Origin of the sequence: Rhizobium sp. 768_B6_N1_8 (assembly GCF_051811225.1) — a bacterium.
Taxonomy (GTDB): Bacteria; Pseudomonadota; Alphaproteobacteria; order Rhizobiales; family Rhizobiaceae; genus Rhizobium.
Genome location: NZ_JBPWPV010000001.1, coordinates 429,058 through 445,741 on the forward strand (window position 1 = coordinate 429,058; position 16,684 = coordinate 445,741).

Here is a 16,684-nt window from a genome sequence, read left to right on the forward strand (position 1 = left end):
GGCCAAATCATGTCCTCTGAAATCGATTCCTCGACACTTCTTTCCCGTGCAAGTCAACTGATCGATCTGGCGAAAAAGGCAGGTGCTGATGCCGCCGACGCTGTCGTCGTTCGCTCGCGCGCTCAATCGGTCAGCGTACGCCTGGGCAAGGTCGAAGGCACGGAGTCCTCCGAGAGCGACGACTTTTCGCTCCGTGTCTTCGTTGGCAAGCGGGTGGCAAGCGTTTCCGCCAATCCGGGTTTCGACCTGCAGGCGCTGGCTGAACGCGCCGTCGCCATGGCCAAGGTCTCGCCGGAAGATCCGTTTGCCTGCCTCGCCGATGAGAACAGGCTCGCAAAAACCTATCCCGACCTGCAGCTTCTCGACACGACCGAAGTCGGCGCCGATCAGTTGCGGGAAGCGGCTCTTGCCGCCGAAGCGGCGGCTCTTGCAGTGAAAGGTGTCACCAATTCCTCCGGCGCTGGCGCCTCTGCCGGAATGGGCGGGCTGGTGCTCGCCACCTCGCATGGCTTCGAAGGCAGCTATATGGCTTCGCGCTTCGGCAACTCCGTCAGCGTCATTGCCGGCGAAGGCACGGGCATGGAGCGCGACTATGATTTCGACAGCCGCCTCTATTATTCCGAACTGGACGATGCCGCCGAGATCGGCCGCAGGGCCGGCGAGCGCGCCATCAAACGCGTTAATCCCCGGCAGGTGCCGACCGGCAAGGGTATTACCGTCATCTTCGATCCCCGCATCGCTCGTGGTTTCGTCGGCCATATTGCCGGCGCCATCAATGGTGCGTCGGTTGCCCGCAAGACGAGTTTCCTGCGCGACAAGATGGGCCAGCAGGTGCTGAAAGCGGGCCTGTCGATCACCGACGATCCGTTGATCGTGCGCGGCCCATCCTCGCGTCCCTTCGATGGCGAGGGCGTTTCCGGCGAGCGGCTGGTCATGATCGAGGACGGGGTACTCAAGCACTGGTTCCTGTCGACCTCCACCGCAAACGAGATCGGCGGTCTGGAAACCAATGGCCGCGGCGTGCGCGGCGGCACCTCTGTCACGCCTGCCTCGACCAATCTGGCGCTGGAGCCGGGCGACATTTCGCCGGAAGAGCTGATCCGCAGCGTTGGCAACGGTTTCTATGTGACCGAGCTGATCGGCCAGGGCGTCAACATGATAACCGGCGAATACAGCCGGGGCGCGACTGGTTTCTGGATCGAAAACGGCGAACTCACCTTCCCGGTATCGGAGGTGACGATCGCCTCCAACCTCAAGGACATGTTCATGCGGCTGACGCTCGCTAACGACATCGACCGTAAATTCGGTGTGGCGGCTCCGACCTTCGCCATTGAAGGCATGACGCTTGCCGGCCGCTGACGAACGGATCGACGCGATGAGCGACACGGACAACCGCTGGCAGAGCGATCTCGCACTGATCGCCGATGCCGCAAGACAGGCGGGCGCCGTCGCACTTGGCTTCTTCAACAAGTCACCGGAAGTCTGGTGGAAGAATGAGGAACGCTCGCCCGTCAGCGCCGCCGATTTCGCCGCCAATGAAACGCTTGAAACCATCCTGCGCGGGGCGCGGCCGGACTATGGCTGGCTGTCGGAAGAGACCGACGACGATGCCGGCCGTCTGGAACACGAGACGCTGTTCATCGTCGATCCGATCGATGGTACCAGGGCATTCCTCGCCGGCAAGGATCTCTGGTGCGTCAGCGTCGGCATCGTCCATCGCGGCCGTCCCGTTGCGGGCGCGCTTTATGCGCCGGCGCTCGATGAACTCTACGAAGCGATGGAAGGCGGCCCTGCGCTGAAAAACGGCGAGCCGATTTCCGTCTCCACGCGCGGCGAAGCTGATCTCAGCCAGCTTGCCGTCAGCGAGGAGCTGTTCAAGATTCTGCCGGCGGCGGTTCGTGAACGCAGCGAACGCGTCAAATATATCCCCTCGCTCGCCTACCGCATCGCCATGGTGGCCGATGGCCGGTTGGACACGACGTTTGTCGGGCGGAATGCCCACGACTGGGATATTGCGGCAGCCGATCTTATTCTCGAACGTGCCGGCGGTGGTCTCGTCGACCTCTCGGGTCACCCGACAACCTATAATAGAGAGAAAGTCAGCCACGAGGCGCTCTGCGCTTCGCCTGTCCCGCGTCTCCGTGAATATCTGGACTTGTTCACTCAGCTAAGAGACGGTTGACGTTTCCGTCAAAATCCCTCAGATGAAGGGCCGGAGGAGAATAGGCAGAAAGAGAATAAAAATGACGGACTCCGGCGGTAAAAAGCAGCTCCTGCACCTCGTCTTCGGTGGCGAACTCGAAAACCTTGAAGGCATCCAGTTCCGGGATCTTGGGGATCTCGATATTGTCGGTATTTTCCCCGACTATGCCACGGCACTGACGGCCTGGAAGGCCAAGGCGCAGCAAACGGTCGACAATGCGCATATGCGCTATTTCATCGTCCACATGCATCGTCTGCTCGATCCGCAGGATACGACTGGGAGCAAGTGAGCCCTAGCAGCAAGCCGCTGGCCCTCCGCTGTCCACAGCGGAGGCCTTTGCGCATCGGTTCCTTGCCCTTGATCGACGCATTCTGAACAAATTGATCGGTCATTGCGGCCGCAACGATAATTAGGGAAATGGATTGATGTCGATCTGCATAGGTCGGAGGTCTGCTGAATGAGCTCCCGGATGGCGCGGATCGGTCTGAACGCGTACCGTCTGGCGGGAACTGTGGCGTCGCCGGTCGTCGGCCTCTACATCACCTACCGCACGGCCAAGGGCAAGGAAGACCGCGCCCGCCGTTTGGAGCGCTTCGGCTATGCGAGCGCCAATCGGCCGCAAGGCCCGCTTGTCTGGTTTCATGCCGCAAGCGTTGGCGAAACCAACGCTGTCATTCCCCTGATCCGTGAAATCCGCCGCCGCGACATCCATGTCATCCTGACGACGGGCACCATCACCTCGGCAAGGCTTGCAGCTGAACGTCTCGGCAATGACGCGATCCATCAATATGTGCCGCTCGACCTGAAACCTGCTGTCGGCCGTTTCCTCGACTACTGGCAGCCGGATTGCGCCATCATTGCCGAATCCGAAATCTGGCCCGCGACCGTGCTTGAACTTGGTCGTCGCCGCATTCCGCAGATCCTCGTCAATGCCCGCATGTCCGACCGCTCGTTCGCCCGCTGGCGCCGCCGCCCGTCGCTTGCCGAGGCGCTCTTCGAAAATCTGGCGCTCGTCATTGCCCAGTCAGATCTGGATGCAGAGCGTTTCCGCGATCTCGGCGCTGTACCGGTCATCACCTCAGGCAACCTGAAGGTCGATACCGACGCTCCGCCCTATGACAGCGCTGTTTTCGCCCGCTATAAGAAGCAGATCGGCGACCGCAAGACATGGGCGGCGATCTCCACCTTCGACGGCGAGGAAAATGCCGCCGGCATCGTCCATCGGGCGCTGCGCGACCGTGACAAACAGCTGACCATTATCGTGCCGCGCCACCCCGAGCGCGCTGACGAGATCGAGGCAGCCCTCGTCAAGCAGGGTCTGAAGGTCGCTCGCCGTACGCGTGACGATGTTCTGACCCCGGATGTCGATATCTTCCTTGGTGATACGATCGGCGAAATGGGCCTTTATCTACGCCTGACGGAAGTGGCTTTCGTCGGCCGCTCACTCTTTGCCGAGGGCGGCCAGAACCCGCTCGAGCCGGCCATGCTCGGCTGTGCCATCCTTTCGGGCGGCAATGTGCAGAATTTCCGCGAGGCCTATCAGAAGCTCGCGCGCAGCGGCAGCGCCCGCATGGTGCGTGATACCGAGATGCTGGCGAAGGGCGTGCATTACCTGCTGACCAATGACGAGGCGCGCGGCAAGATGATCCAGGCCGGTATTGCGGCCGTGCATGAAATGCGCGGCGCGCTCAGCGCCACGTTGAAGGGGCTGGAGCCCTATATCAATCCGCTGACGGTGAAGGCGCGTCTGCTGCCGAAGGCCGTGGCGCAGGCCTGAGGAGCGGTTATGTCTGCAGAGGCGAAGATCAGGGGCATCCTCTTCGACAAGGACGGTACGCTGCTCGACTATGATGAAAGCTGGCTGCCAGTAAACCGCGAGCTTGCTCATATCGCCGCCGAAGGCGACGCGGCGCTCGCCGATCACCTGCTTGCCGCATGCGGCATGGACCCCGTCACGGGCCATATTGTTCCCGACAGCCTGCTTGCTGCCGGCAATACCCACCAGATCGCGGAAGGCCTCGTTGCCGCCGGCTCAAAACTCGATGTGATCGAGCTGACGATCAAGCTCGACAATCTCTTTGCCAATGCCGCAGAATTCTCTGTGCCGGTCACCGATCTCGCAGCCTTCTTTGGACGCCTGCACAGCCGTGGCTTCAAGCTCGGCATCGCCTCCAGCGACAATGAGCGCTCGATCCGCCAAACGGCCCAGCGCTTCGGCATTTCCGACTATGTTGACTACATCGCCGGCTACGACAGCGGCTTCGGCAGCAAGCCTGAGCCCGGCATGGTGCTCGGCTTCTGCGCTGCGACGGGCCTGCAGCCGGAAGAGATCGCTATGGTCGGCGACAACAATCACGATCTTCATATGGGCAGGAATGCAAAAACCGGCCTGACGATCGCGGTTCTGACCGGCACCGGCTCGCGTGAATCACTCTCCGCCTCCGCCGATCATGTTTTCGATGACATCACCCACATCGAAGCCCTGCTGCCGGATCTGCAGCTGGCCTGACGCGCAAAGACTTGCATTTTCACGCGTTTTGGCTTCTCAATCCGCCCCGGTCGATTTTGTGAGACCTCGCCTGGGGGTGAGGGCAAGGGAAACGGGACGGCATCATGATATCCGAAGCGCCGCCTTTCTGGTGGAGGCGGGCAGGTTGGCAGGCATGGGCTCTGTCGCCCCTTTCTTTCCTTTATGGTCGTGTGGCGGGCTACCGCATGGTCCATGCGCGCCGCGCCTCGGTTCCGATCCCCGTCATCTGCGTCGGTAATTTCACGGTCGGCGGCGCCGGTAAGACGCCGACGGCAATTGCCATTGCCCGTGCCGCCAAAGCCAAGGGTCTCAAGCCCGGTTTCTTAAGCCGCGGTCACGGCGGCTTGCTGGATGTCACCACCGTCGTCGATCCTACCCACCACCGCGCGGTCGCTGTCGGTGACGAGCCGCTGTTGCTGGCGCAGGAAGCCCTGACGGTGATCTCCCGCAGGCGTGTCGATGGTGCTGTGAGGCTCGTCGAAGAAGGTGCCGATTTCATTATCATGGACGATGGTTTCCAGAGTGCGCGGCTCGCAATCGACTACGCGCTTCTGGTGATCGATGCGACGCGCGGTCTCGGCAACGGCCATATCGTGCCGGGTGGCCCGGTGCGTGCGCCGGTTCGCCTGCAACTGCGCCAGGCGACCGCGCTTCTGAAGGTCGGAGATGGCAATGCGGCTGACCGTATCGTCCGTATCGCGGCGCGCGCTGCCAAGCCCTATTTTACCGCCGCGCTGAAAGTGCCCGGCGAGAATTATCTGGAGGGGCTCAAAGTGCTCGCCTTTGCCGGTATTGCCGATCCGGAAAAATTCTTCCGCACGGTCCGTTCGCTTGGAGCGACCATCGAGGTCGCGACCTCCTTCGGCGATCACGAGCATTTAAGCGAGGAAGAGATCGACGGTCTCCTGATGACCGCAGACCAGCAGAACCTGACGATCGTCACGACGTCGAAGGATTTCGTGCGTCTCGCCGGCCATCACGGCAAGGCGGAGCAGCTTGCGGCCCGCTGCCATGTCATCGAGGTGGAAATGGCCTTCACCGACCCGCTCGCCCCCGGTCTCATCATCGACCGAGCCTTTGAAGCCTGCCGTGAGCGGAGGCTCAAGGAGGCAAAGGCAAAAACTTAGCGTTGGGTCGGCAGAACGCCGGCGCGCCGGTCGGCTTCCAGTGCGGAGGCGACATCGACATAGGGCTCCTGCCGCGCCACGCTCCAGTAGCGAAGTTCGTCGAGCGGGACCTGTTTGCCTGTCAGTGCGCAGACGACATAGGAGCCGGGCGACAGAATCTGGAAATCGCCGTCGAGATAACGGATCTTCGCCTCGCGGTTTCCGTGTCCTTCGAACAAGTTCATGCGCTCCATTCCCTGCAGTCTGTCATCTGTCTGCCATACTCCCCGAGAAGCCGTTTTGCCAGCTTTTTCAGCTCCGGCCGAACAGCCGCTCGATATCGGCAAGCTTGAGTTCGATATAGGTCGGGCGTCCGTGATTGCACTGGCCGGAGCCTGGGGTCATTTCCATTTGGCGCAAAAGCGCATTCATTTCTTCCGGCCGCAGCCGTCGCCCTGATCGCACCGAGCCATGGCAGGCCATGGTCGCCGCCACATATTCGAGCTTGGTGGTGAGACCGGAGGCCGTATCCCATTCGGCGATCTCATCGGCAAGCTGGCGGATGAGGCCCTGCGCATTCACTTCACCGAGCATGGCCGGCGTCTCGCGCACGGCAATGGCGCCCGGCCCGAAGCGTTCGATCGCAAGGCCAAGCTCGGAAAATTCCTCGGCATGCGCGATCAGCCGGTCGCAATCCTCTTCGGGAATGTCGACGATTTCGGGGATCAGCAGCACCTGCGAGGCGAGCCTCTTGGAGTGTAAGGCCTTACGCATGGCTTCGAAGACCAGCCGTTCGTGAGCCGCGTGCTGATCGACGATGACGATGCCGTCATCGGTCTGGGCGACGATATAGTTTTCGTGAATCTGCGCCCGGGCAGCGCCGAGCGGATAGCGCGCCAAAGGTTCGGCGGCAGCAGCGGCAAGAGGCTGTGGTGCGGGCTGGAAAGCCGGTTCGGAACGGGCCGTCGGATGGACGAGCCCGTCGAAGGAAGCTTGCGGCCTCTCGCCGAAACCGGCACTCGGCTGATACGGCCGGGATGGGGAGGTTGCCGCCGACCATGGTGCCTGCGGCCGCTGTGGTGCAGCCTGGAAACCGGGGCGGAAGGCGCGCAGCATGTCGCTTGCGCCGGTCGTTGCCGCCCGGCTGCCGTCACGGGCAAGTGCTTCGCGGATTGCGCCGACGACTAGCCCGCGCACCAGTCCCGGATCGCGGAAGCGGACGTCGGATTTCGCCGGATGCACATTGACGTCCACCAGCGCCGGATCGAGCGTGATCGAAAGCACCGCGACCGGATAACGGCCGGCCGGGATCGTTTCGGCATAGGCGCCGCGGATCGCTGAGAGGATGAGTTTGTCCTGCACGGGGCGGCCGTTGACGAAGGCATATTGATGGGCCGAATTGCCCCGGTTGAAGGTCGGCACGCCGGCAAAGCCGGTCAGCTGTACATCCTCGCGTTCGGCGTCGATGGCGATGGCATTGTCGCGGAAGTCCTTGCCGAGTATCTGCGCCATGCGCGCCAGATGATCCTCGCCGGTTGCCGGAAATTCCAGCGTCGAACGGTCGGGGCCTGACAGCACGAAGCGCACACCCGGAAAGGCGATCGCTATGCGCTTGACGATCTCGGTGATTGCCGCCGCTTCCGCCTTCTCCGTCTTCAGGAATTTCAGCCGCGCCGGCGTCGCGAAAAACAGGTCGCGCACTTCGACGATCGTTCCCGGATTGCCGGCTGCCGGGCGCAGATGCACGATCTTGCCGCCGGCAACGGAAATTTCGTTGCCGGCCGCGCTATCACGCCTGCGGCTTGCGATGCTGAGCCGCGCCACCGAACCGATGGACGGCAATGCTTCGCCGCGAAAACCGAGCGTGCGAATGTCGTCGAGCGTCTCCGATATTTTCGAGGTGCAGTGCCGCTTGACGGCAAGTTCCAGATCGGCGGCATCCATGCCGGCACCGTTGTCGCTTACGCGCAGCAGCGCCTTGCCGCCGCCGGCGGTTGCGATTTCGATACGGGTGGCGCCTGCGTCGAGCGCGTTTTCGATCAATTCTTTTGCAGCACTCGCCGGCCGTTCGATGACTTCACCGGCGGCGATCTGGTTGATGAGCGTTTCGGAGAGCTGTCTGATGGCCATATCCCTATTTTCGAGGATTCGCGGCCCCGAGGAAAGGGTTTTCATTAGCCTGTGAGAGGACACCGGAGGCTTCTCCCCCAAATTTGGGGGTCATTACCGTTAAGCGGCTCTTAAGACAAAAACGGCATTTTATTCATACACCTGCGAAACTGCGAAAATCGGATAGATGTGGGACGTGAAGGAATGAGTGCCGGCTTCGAAAAGGCGGACACATCATCTGCGAGTGACGCACTGCCGCCTGAGGCTGACCTTCAGACGGTGCTTTTCGATGCGGTATGCGATAGTCTTTCTGCTGCGTTCGTCATCTATGATCGCAACGATCTTCTTATCTTTGCCAGCCATCAGGTCATGGAATTCTTTCCGGTGCCTGAGGATGTGCTTCGACCGGGCACCCGGCTTCGTGATTTCCTGAGTGCGGTCTACGACACAGGCTTTCGCGAGCAGACCCTCGTGCATCAACCGGGTTCGCTCAGTCGCGAGGACTGGTTGTCTCAGCGCATCGCCTCCCATTGGCGCGAACGTTTCGAATCCGTCGAGCGCCACGGCGCCGACCGCTGGGTGCGCTTTTTGAAGCGCCGCCTGCCGAACGGCTACGGCGTGACTATCGTCTCCGATATTTCTGAGGCGCGGAAGCGAGAGGAACAGTGGCGCTACGACCTGGAGCGCGTACAGCTCACCGAGGACATTCTCGACCATCTGCCGTTCCCGCTCTTCGTCAAGGATCGCAACCTCGCCTACGTCGCCGTCAACAAAGCCTTCTGCGAGAAGTACCAGACGACGGCGGACGAGGTTCTTGGCCGCAAGAGCGGTGATCTGTTTTCGCCTGACATTGCCACGCGCTTCGAGGAAAGCGACCGTCACGTACTGGAAACCGGTGAAATGTCGGTCTCCCGCCAGCGCCAAATTGCCCGCGACGGCACCGAGCGCGACATCGTCAGCCGCAAGCACAGGATCGGCAAGCCTGGACGTTATTTTCTCGTCTCGACCATGCAAGACCTGCCGCGCGACGGCGACGATCTCGATGAATTCAATCAGGCCTCCGAGATCACCACCTCCAGCAACCAGACCTACCGCCGCGCCTATGTGCCGGTGCCGAGCGCATCGCAGCGTCGCGAGCCTGCGGCGATGGAGGCGATCGTTCCGGAAAACTTCTCCGGCCGAAAGATCCTCGTCGTTACCTCGGATCTCGCCGCCGAGGCTGCCGCGCTGCGCACGCTCGCCAAATACGGCTTCGAGGCCTGCTCGGTCCGTGGCGAGGATGAGGAGGAACGTTTCCTCGAGATTGCCAGCTCCTCCGGCATCTCGCTCGATCTTCTGATCATCGATAACCAGATGGGCATGCGCTGCCTGGAGCTCACCGAACAATACGGCATTCCCGCCCTCGTCATGGATGGCTTCCAGATCGCCAACGAGCTGACCTTCCAGATCGCCCGCCACTTCAACCGCAGCGGACGTGGCGGCGGCACTGAAGGCGACTGGGAAATCACCACGACTGAAGAAACCGTAGGCTTGCAGGTTCTCGTCGCCGAGGACAATGACATCAACCAGATCGTCTTCACGCAGATCCTCGAAGGTCTCGGTTACCGCCATCGGATCGCAGCGACCGGCGAAGAGGTCGTTCGTCTCTGGGCCGAACACAGGCCACAGATCGTGCTGATGGATATTTCGCTTCCGGTCTTCAACGGTTTTGAAGCGTCGCGCCTCATTCGCCAGATGGAAGAGGGGCAGGGCACGCGAACCCCGATTATCGGCGTGCTGACACAGGCCTTCGAGCGCGATCGAGCGGAATGCGCCAAGGCCGGAATGGATGACGTCATCATGAAACCGGTCAGCCCCGACATCCTGGAAACGGTATTTCAGAAACACCTGATAGATGAGCCGCTTAAGGCGCAGGTCTAAATAAAATATCCGTCAACTCCCCAGAATTTGGGAATGCTTCGGGTTGTAGTCCCGCCGATTTACTATCGAATTGTTAAGATTTGCCCGTCATCTTCACCACGGTGTGGAGGAAAACCCTGGGTTTGGAGTGATGGTGTCGGCGGAAGTACCATTCACGACTGTGAGTCAAAGCGAACTCCAGTCTATGGCCTATACCGATCCGCTGACCGGATTGGGAAACCGCAATCGCATGCGGGACAAGGTGATACAGATTTCTGCCGAGCGGGCCAGCGATCCTGCGCCCTTCACCATCGGTATCGCCAATCTCGACAGCTTCAAGCCGATCAACGATCTCTTCGGCTCCGCCGCCGGTGACGAAATCCTGTGCCAGGTCGCTCATCGTCTGAAAGCCTGCATTCCGGATGGTGCGGTGGTCACCCGTCATGACGGCGACGAGTTCGCCTTCGTCCTGCCGCTGATCTTCGAGCGCGCCAGTGCGGAAAAGTTCGGCCAGATGATCCGCGAGGTGCTGTCGGCTCCCTACGATCTCGGCGACCGCAACGTGCGCCTTTCAGCCTCCTTCGGCTTTGCGATCTATCCCTTTGCCGGCGAGGATTGCGAGGAGCTGCTGAAGAGTGCCGAAACCGCACTCTATCGTTCCAAGCGCCGCGGCCGCGGTCAGATCACCGTCTATTCGCGCGAGATAGCGCAGGAGATGAAACGGGCGACCCAGCTCGAACAAGCGCTTCGAAACGCCATCATCTCCGACGCAATCGACGTGCATTTCCAGCCGATCGTCTCGCTCGCCAACAACCAGGTGGTGGGCTTCGAGGCACTTGCCCGCTGGAACGATCCCGATCTCGGCTTCGTCTCGCCTGGCGTCTTCGTGCCGCTCGCCGAAGAGCGCGGTTTCATCGATGCCCTGTCGGAAGCCTTGCTGCGCAAGGCTGCGGAAGCCGCACTCTCCTGGCCGCGAGAACTCTTCTTGTCCTTCAATCTGTCTTCGGCCCAGCTCATGGATCCGGGCACGAGCAGCAGCATTCTGTCGATCCTCGGCCGCGTCGGTTTCGACCCGCATCGTCTTGAGCTTGAGATCACCGAGACGGCTGTCATGAGCTCTGCCGACACCGCGCACCGGATCATCGCCGATCTGAGGGCCGCCGGCGTGCGCATCTCGCTTGACGATTTCGGCACCGGCCAGTCGAGCCTCGGGCGCCTGCGCGATTTCATCTTCGACAAGATCAAGATCGATCGCGCCTTCGTCTCGCGCATCAATTCCGACCGCGCCTCCGAGCACATCATCAAGGCGATCCTTGCCATGTGCGAAGGTCTGGAGCTGGAAGTCGTGGCCGAGGGCATCGAGGATTATTCGGAAGCGGTCAAGCTGCGCATGCTCGGCTGCGGCATGGGGCAGGGCTATCATTTCGGCCGGCCGGCCGATGGCATCGCTACACTGCGCTTCCTGCACGAGAACTATTATTACGACACAAGCGCAACCGAACGCGCGAGCGCATAGCGGCAGAAGCAAAGAAACGATGGCGCCCATGGGACGCCATCGCTTACGCTCTACTCTCCGTACGGATTACTTGTTGGTCGTCGAACCTGTCGACGTATTGTCCGTCGGCAGGGCAGTGCCGGTTGCTGCCGGAGCCTTTTCAGCTGACTGCATGGCCAGCGTCTTGAATTCCGGAGCTGCCTTCAGGGATTCGGCGGTTTCTGTGGTCGTCAGCTTGACGGAGCCGTCCTGCGTATTCTGCGCAACGGTTACCTTCTCCATCGGAACGGCGACATTTTTTTCGCCAATGCCCAGGAAGCCGCCGACACCGATCACGGCTGCAACAAGGCCGCCGTCCTTCTTCATGATCAGGTCATTGACGCTGCCGATGCTCTCATTGTTGCCGTTATAGACCGATTGGCCGATATACGTGTTGGCGCTGATCTGGTCCGCGGCCTGCTGCGTCAGATAGCTGTCGCCACCTGCCTGAGCCGTATCAGTGCTCGGTGCCGGGGCCGGAGCCTGTGCGGCATCACCTGCGGGCGCCATCGGCTTGACCGGCTCTGCCGGGGCCGGGGCGGCCGGGTCGGCGGGCGCAGACTGGGTCGGGGCAGCAGGGTTCGCCGGCTGCGGAGCCGTCTGCGAGAATGCCGCCGGTGCGAAAGCCGTGGCAAACAGTGCGCCAGCGGCAACGGTCGTCAGAAGTTTGCGTGTCATTTCGAACCTACCTTCGTTCCTTGAGTGATCCCTGGCGTGGCAGCGCCCGTTTTTCAGGCATTCCTGCCGCGCCGGTTCAAGAGTGAAATGACCGATTTGCTTATTGGTTCCGGACGAAGACACGGAAAATTTTACGGTTTTTACGGAACCTTTACCGGGAGATAGGCCCACAAAAGCAAAAAGGCGCCCCGGATCGGAGCGCCCTCGAGACTGCCGGCTCTGCCCGCAGTTCGTGCTTCAGATCACATAGGCAGGATCGAAAACGCCCTTCACGGCAACGCCGAGTTCGAGCAGGGCGCCGGCGCTCGGCTGCGTGGAGCGGGCATCCTCATCCAGCCCTTCCCAGGCGGTGGTCACCGCCAGCCGATCGGCATTGGCGCCGATGAAGGCCGGGCATGAGGGCTGTGCGGCCGGCACCTTGTAGCGGGCGATCCGCAAGCCATCCGGGCTGTAGCGATCGACGACGCCAGCACCCCAGCGGGCGTTCCAGATATAGCCGTCGGCATCGCAGACCGATCCGTCCAGGCCGCCCGGCTCATCCATGCTGTCGACCATGACGATCGGCTCGCCGGAGGGAAGGCCGGTCTGCGGATCGACCATCACACGCATCAGGCGGCTGAGGCGCGTGTCGGTGAAATAGCCGATCGTGCCGTCGGGCGAAAAGCAGATGGAGTTCGGGATGCTGATGCCGCTGAAGAGCTTCGTCACCTTGCCGGCGGCCACGTGATAGATCGCTCCGGCCTGGTTCTCGGCGCGCTTGCTCATCGTGCCAATCCAGAGCGCACCGGACGGATGCGTGCGCCCGTCATTGGAGCGGTTTTCCGGTCTGTCAGTTTCGAGCGCCGCATAAAAGGTCAGGTTGCCGCTGGCGACGTCGCGCACGAACAGCCCCTCTTCGGTCGCCAGCAACTGGCGGCCGGCATCGATGCGGGCGAGCACGCTTGCCATCATCGGCAGCGAATGTACCTTCTTTTCATCGGTCGAAAGATCGAGTTCGTGCAGTTCCTTTCCAAGAATATTGAACCACCAGACCGTGTTAGTGCCGGGATCGTAGGTGGGGCCTTCACCGAGAACCGAATTGGTATTACAAAGTGTTTTGCCCTCGAATTCATAAATATCAGTCATATGCCTATGCTCCTATGGCTGCGTCATAGGCTAAGATGGTCGCCTTGGCGCGCTCGGCAACCTCTGCATCAGTCATTCCAGGCTTGTAAATGCTGGTGCCGAGACCGAAGGCCAGAATGCCGGCCTTGGTGTAGTCGGAGAAGTTCTTGTCCGACACACCGCCGACCGCCGCAATTACCAGTTCCGGCGGCAGGATGGCGCGGATCGCGGTGATGCCTGACGGTCCCAAAACGCTGGCGGGGAAGAACTTGAGGCCGGTCGCACCCGCGCGAGCTGCCTGCAGCGCTTCTGTGGGCGTGAAGACGCCGGGCATGGTCACCATGCCATAGTCGCGGGCGCGAATGATGACGTCGGGCTCGACATTCGGTGTCACCAGCAGCTTGCCGCCGGCCGCATGCAGGCTGTCGACGGCCCCGGTGGTCAGCACGGTGCCGGCGCCTATCAGCACATTGTCAGGTGCCATCTTGGCGGCGATCTCGATAGACTTGAAGGGCTCGGGCGAATTCAGCGGGATTTCGATTGCCGTTAGACCGTTCTCGATCAGCGCGCCGACCACGGCTTGGGTCTCCTCGGGCTTGATGCCGCGCAGAATGGCAATGAGCGGACGCTTCATGTCGGGGAAGGGGATACGGTTCATGGGAGGTATCTTTCTCAGTTCGGCCAGATGGCTCAGTTTGGCCAAATGGCTTGGGCAGCGGCCGAAAGCCCGCCGCGAACGGCGGCATCGGCATCGATGGCGGTGAAGGAAAGGGAGAGCGTACGGAAGGCCTGCTCGTAAAGCGCCTGCAGGCGTCCGGAAGCGACAAGGGTAATGGCCGTATCCTTTCCGGCATTCTGCAGCGCGCCAGCGATTTCGAGGCCGATCAGCGTACCCGAGAGCTTGGCTTGAGCCGCGGCAGCCGAAATACCGTGCAGAAGCTGGCCGGAGCGGGCGGTGAAAATCAGGTTCGACGCGAGCGCCGGTCGCTGGAAGGCGGCTGCAACCGCCGCTTCGAAGGCTGCGGCCTCGGCCGGCTGGTCTTCGGCGCCGGCAACGGCATGCATGAGGATCGTATGTTTGGTGATGGCGTCGAAAAGCTCACCGGTCATGAAAGTGGAGAAACCGGTGACCTTTCCGTCCCTGACATGCACCCATTTGGAATGCGTACCCGGCATGCAGACGGCCTGCGTGCCCTGGCTGTCAGGCCCGAGCGCACCGAGAAGCTGCGTTTCCTCGCCGCGCATGACATCCGGCGTCGCCGCATCGCGCTGGGCAAGGCCGGGCAGAATACGGACGTCACGGCGTTCGCCGGGCACGGAGACCGCACCTGACAGAATCGAGGAAAGCGAAGTCGGCACGTCGATATAACCCGCCTCCACCCAGCCTTGCCGGGCGCCTGCCATGCCGCAGACGATAACCGGCAGGTTGGCCGGCGCTTCAACTGCTGCAAGATGTCCTTCGAGTACCTGGGAAAAACCGGTCTTGGCGGCCGTCGTCATGCCTTCGCCGCTGCGGCGCTCGGCAAGAATGCTGCCGTCAGCACCGATAAGCCAGAGCCGGAAGCTGCTGGTGCCCCAGTCCACCGCGACATAAGCGGGATTTGCCATCAGAGAACGCCTCCATCGACGATAAGGGACTGCGCGGTCATGCCGGCTGCGCAGTCGGATGCAAGAAACAGAGCCGGACCGACAATCGCGTCAGGCTTCAATACGATCTTCAGGCATTGCCCCTGCACGGAGCGGGCAATGCTTTCCTCCGTCAGCCATAGCTTCATCTGCCGCTCGGTCACAACCATGCCCGGCAGGATGCAGTTGACGCGGATATTCTCAGGGCCAAGCCTTCCGGCCATGCTCTTCGTCAGGCCGACGACTGCCGCCTTGGCGGCGGCATAGGCGGGAAAGACACCCATGTTCAGTTTGAAGGCGATCGACGACATATTGATGATCGCTCCACCGCCGGCTGCCCGCATCGAAGGGGCAACCGCCTGCGAGGTGAAAAAGACATGGCGCAGATTGACCGCCTGATTATTGTCCCAATAGTCCTCGGTCACATCGTCGAATTCGTGCCGGTCGTCCCAGGCGGCATTGTTGACGAGCACCCGGATCGGCCCGGACTTTTCGACAACCTCGTTCACCGCGCGCCTGATGGCATCGATATCGCGCAGGTCGGTGTGGTAGAAGCTGACGGGATGCTCAGTCTCTCTGGAAAGCCGTTCCGCCAATTCCCGGCTTTCTGCCTCGGCGATGTCCAGGAAGGAAACCCTTGCACCCTGCCTTGCGAAACCTTCGACCAGGGCAGCGCCGATGCCGGAACCTCCGCCGCTCACCAACACCGTGCGATCCCTGAATTCGGGGAATTGTGCAGACATAGCGCTCACCGTCTCTCCTCCGGGCATGCTATTTATTCCATTATATGGAACTTAATTTGACTATATGGAATTATCCGACTAGGCTGCCTTTCCTGTCAAGGGTGGGAAGGGCAATGAGTTCTAACGGCGACAGCATGGCGCAGGCGGATGACAAAGGCACGTTGCGCGACACCGTCACGCCGCGTGATACTGGCACGCTCGGCAAGCTGATGGTGCTGCTCGACCTCGTCACCCATGCCGATGCCCCCTTGCGTTTCACCGATATCCTCGCACTTGCCAATCAGCCGCGTGGCACGCTGCACCGACAGCTCGGCCATCTCGTGGAGGAAGGGCTCCTTGAACTTGACGCCGAGGGCCGTTATGCGCCGGGCCTCCGGCTGCTCGACTTCGCCTCACGAAGCTGGGCGCGCAACGAATTCCGCCTGATTGCCGCGCCGCATCTGGCCGCCCTTCATCGGGAGACGGGAGAGACCGTCCATCTCGGCGTGCTGCGCGGCTCCTCCATCATCTATCTCGACAAGGTCGAAGGACACCAGCCGGTGCGTATGTATTCACAGATCGGCAACGCCTCGCCCTGTTATTGCACCGGTGTCGGCAAGGCGGCCCTCTCAGTGCTGCCACTCGACAAAATCGAGGAACTGCTACCCGGTCTGCATTTCAACTGCTTTACCTCGGCGACGCATGTGAGCGCTGAAAGCCTGCTGGCGGAGATCGGAGAAATCGCCGCGACCGGTCATGCTTTCGATCGCGAGGAGCACGAGGCGGGCATCCGCTGTGTCGCCGCCCCCATCTGGTCGGACGACCGCTCCTTCATCGGTGGGGTCTCTGTCACCGGTCCCGCTTACCGGCTCTCGATGGAACTTCTTCAGGAATGGGCCGTTCCGGTTCAGATGACAGCACGGAAAATCATGGATGAAATGCGCATCCGCCTCGGGCCGAGGCGTTGAAACCGATTTGGCGGCGGTCATTGCTGGACGTCGTATACATAGCATGCTTATGATGAGTGCGTTATTGAGATTTGACGGCGAATCACGCCAACTGGGGTCGTCCGCGAAATCATCGACAATTCACCGGCCGAACGCGCTGCACGCCGAGGCTGAATCCTATTGATCTGACGGGCGTTGTGTAACCCACCCTGTACCTGACCGTTTT

The 16,684-nt window shown here is 61.4% G+C and carries 16 protein-coding genes; 9 read left to right on the plus strand and 7 right to left on the minus strand.

Features of this window, described 5'->3' with window-relative positions:
• Positions 1–9 precede the first annotated feature (9 nt).
• The 6 genes from AB8B33_RS02115 (at position 10) to lpxK (ending at position 5,860) form a co-directional block, all read left to right on the plus strand.
• Complete coding sequence (locus AB8B33_RS02115) at positions 10–1,359, plus strand: TldD/PmbA family protein (RefSeq protein ID WP_310378571.1); 1,350 nt, start codon at positions 10–12, stop codon at positions 1,357–1,359.
• A gap of 16 nt (positions 1,360–1,375) precedes the next feature.
• The gene (locus tag AB8B33_RS02120; RefSeq protein WP_439014188.1) at positions 1,376–2,182 is read left to right on the plus strand and encodes a 3'(2'),5'-bisphosphate nucleotidase CysQ; all 807 of its coding nucleotides are present in this window, start codon (positions 1,376–1,378) and stop codon (positions 2,180–2,182) included.
• 61 nt (positions 2,183–2,243) lie between these two features.
• Entirely contained in the window at positions 2,244–2,492 is a 249-nt protein-coding gene (locus AB8B33_RS02125; protein ID WP_007814234.1) for a DUF4170 domain-containing protein, read from the plus strand.
• Positions 2,493–2,660: 168 nt separating this feature from the next.
• Positions 2,661–3,980: a lipid IV(A) 3-deoxy-D-manno-octulosonic acid transferase gene (waaA, locus tag AB8B33_RS02130; RefSeq protein WP_310378567.1), complete on the plus strand. Its 1,320-nt coding sequence runs from the start codon at positions 2,661–2,663 to the stop codon at positions 3,978–3,980.
• 9 nt (positions 3,981–3,989) lie between these two features.
• A complete protein-coding gene (locus AB8B33_RS02135) occupies positions 3,990–4,712 on the plus strand; it encodes an HAD family hydrolase (RefSeq protein ID WP_439014189.1) in 723 nt (240 codons plus the stop codon).
• Positions 4,713–4,816: 104 nt separating this feature from the next.
• Positions 4,817–5,860: a tetraacyldisaccharide 4'-kinase gene (gene lpxK, locus AB8B33_RS02140; RefSeq protein WP_439014190.1), complete on the plus strand. Its 1,044-nt coding sequence runs from the start codon at positions 4,817–4,819 to the stop codon at positions 5,858–5,860.
• On the opposite strand, the gene AB8B33_RS02145 is transcribed toward lpxK, so the two are convergent.
• Both AB8B33_RS02145 and mutL read right to left on the minus strand, forming a co-directional pair.
• A complete protein-coding gene (locus AB8B33_RS02145; RefSeq protein WP_439014191.1) occupies positions 5,857–6,084 on the minus strand; it encodes a DUF2093 domain-containing protein in 228 nt (75 codons plus the stop codon). The two genes, lpxK and AB8B33_RS02145, sit on opposite strands and share 4 nt — an antisense overlap.
• Before the next feature lie 67 nt (positions 6,085–6,151).
• Positions 6,152–7,969: a DNA mismatch repair endonuclease MutL gene (mutL, locus tag AB8B33_RS02150; RefSeq protein WP_439014192.1), complete on the minus strand. Its 1,818-nt coding sequence runs from the start codon at positions 7,967–7,969 to the stop codon at positions 6,152–6,154.
• Between the two features lie 183 nt (positions 7,970–8,152).
• Between mutL and AB8B33_RS02155 the strand changes: the two genes are divergently transcribed.
• Entirely contained in the window at positions 8,153–9,868 is a 1,716-nt protein-coding gene (locus AB8B33_RS02155; protein WP_439014193.1) for a response regulator, read from the plus strand.
• A 127-nt stretch (positions 9,869–9,995) separates the two neighbouring features.
• The gene (locus AB8B33_RS02160) at positions 9,996–11,363 is read left to right on the plus strand and encodes a putative bifunctional diguanylate cyclase/phosphodiesterase (protein ID WP_439014194.1); all 1,368 of its coding nucleotides are present in this window, start codon (positions 9,996–9,998) and stop codon (positions 11,361–11,363) included.
• Positions 11,364–11,429: 66 nt separating this feature from the next.
• On the opposite strand, the gene AB8B33_RS02165 is transcribed toward AB8B33_RS02160, so the two are convergent.
• The 5 genes from AB8B33_RS02165 to AB8B33_RS02185 form a co-directional block, all read right to left on the minus strand.
• Positions 11,430–12,059, minus strand: coding sequence for a PRC-barrel domain-containing protein (locus AB8B33_RS02165; protein ID WP_007814252.1), 630 nt, complete (start codon positions 12,057–12,059; stop codon positions 11,430–11,432).
• A 237-nt stretch (positions 12,060–12,296) separates the two neighbouring features.
• Positions 12,297–13,184, minus strand: coding sequence for an SMP-30/gluconolactonase/LRE family protein (locus tag AB8B33_RS02170; protein WP_439014195.1), 888 nt, complete (start codon positions 13,182–13,184; stop codon positions 12,297–12,299).
• 4 nt (positions 13,185–13,188) lie between these two features.
• Positions 13,189–13,821 (minus strand): 2-dehydro-3-deoxy-6-phosphogalactonate aldolase, encoded by a 633-nt coding sequence (locus AB8B33_RS02175; protein ID WP_439014196.1) that lies wholly within the window; start codon positions 13,819–13,821, stop codon positions 13,189–13,191.
• 32 nt (positions 13,822–13,853) lie between these two features.
• The gene (locus tag AB8B33_RS02180; RefSeq protein WP_439014197.1) at positions 13,854–14,771 is read right to left on the minus strand and encodes a 2-dehydro-3-deoxygalactonokinase; all 918 of its coding nucleotides are present in this window, start codon (positions 14,769–14,771) and stop codon (positions 13,854–13,856) included.
• Positions 14,771–15,532, minus strand: a complete 762-nt coding sequence (locus AB8B33_RS02185) for an SDR family NAD(P)-dependent oxidoreductase (RefSeq protein ID WP_439017175.1) — start codon at positions 15,530–15,532, stop codon at positions 14,771–14,773. The genes AB8B33_RS02180 and AB8B33_RS02185 overlap by 1 nt, the downstream gene beginning before the upstream one ends.
• 113 nt (positions 15,533–15,645) lie before the next feature.
• Between AB8B33_RS02185 and AB8B33_RS02190 the strand changes: the two genes are divergently transcribed.
• Positions 15,646–16,479, plus strand: a complete 834-nt coding sequence (locus AB8B33_RS02190) for an IclR family transcriptional regulator (RefSeq protein WP_439014198.1) — start codon at positions 15,646–15,648, stop codon at positions 16,477–16,479.
• Positions 16,480–16,684: the final 205 nt, after the last annotated feature.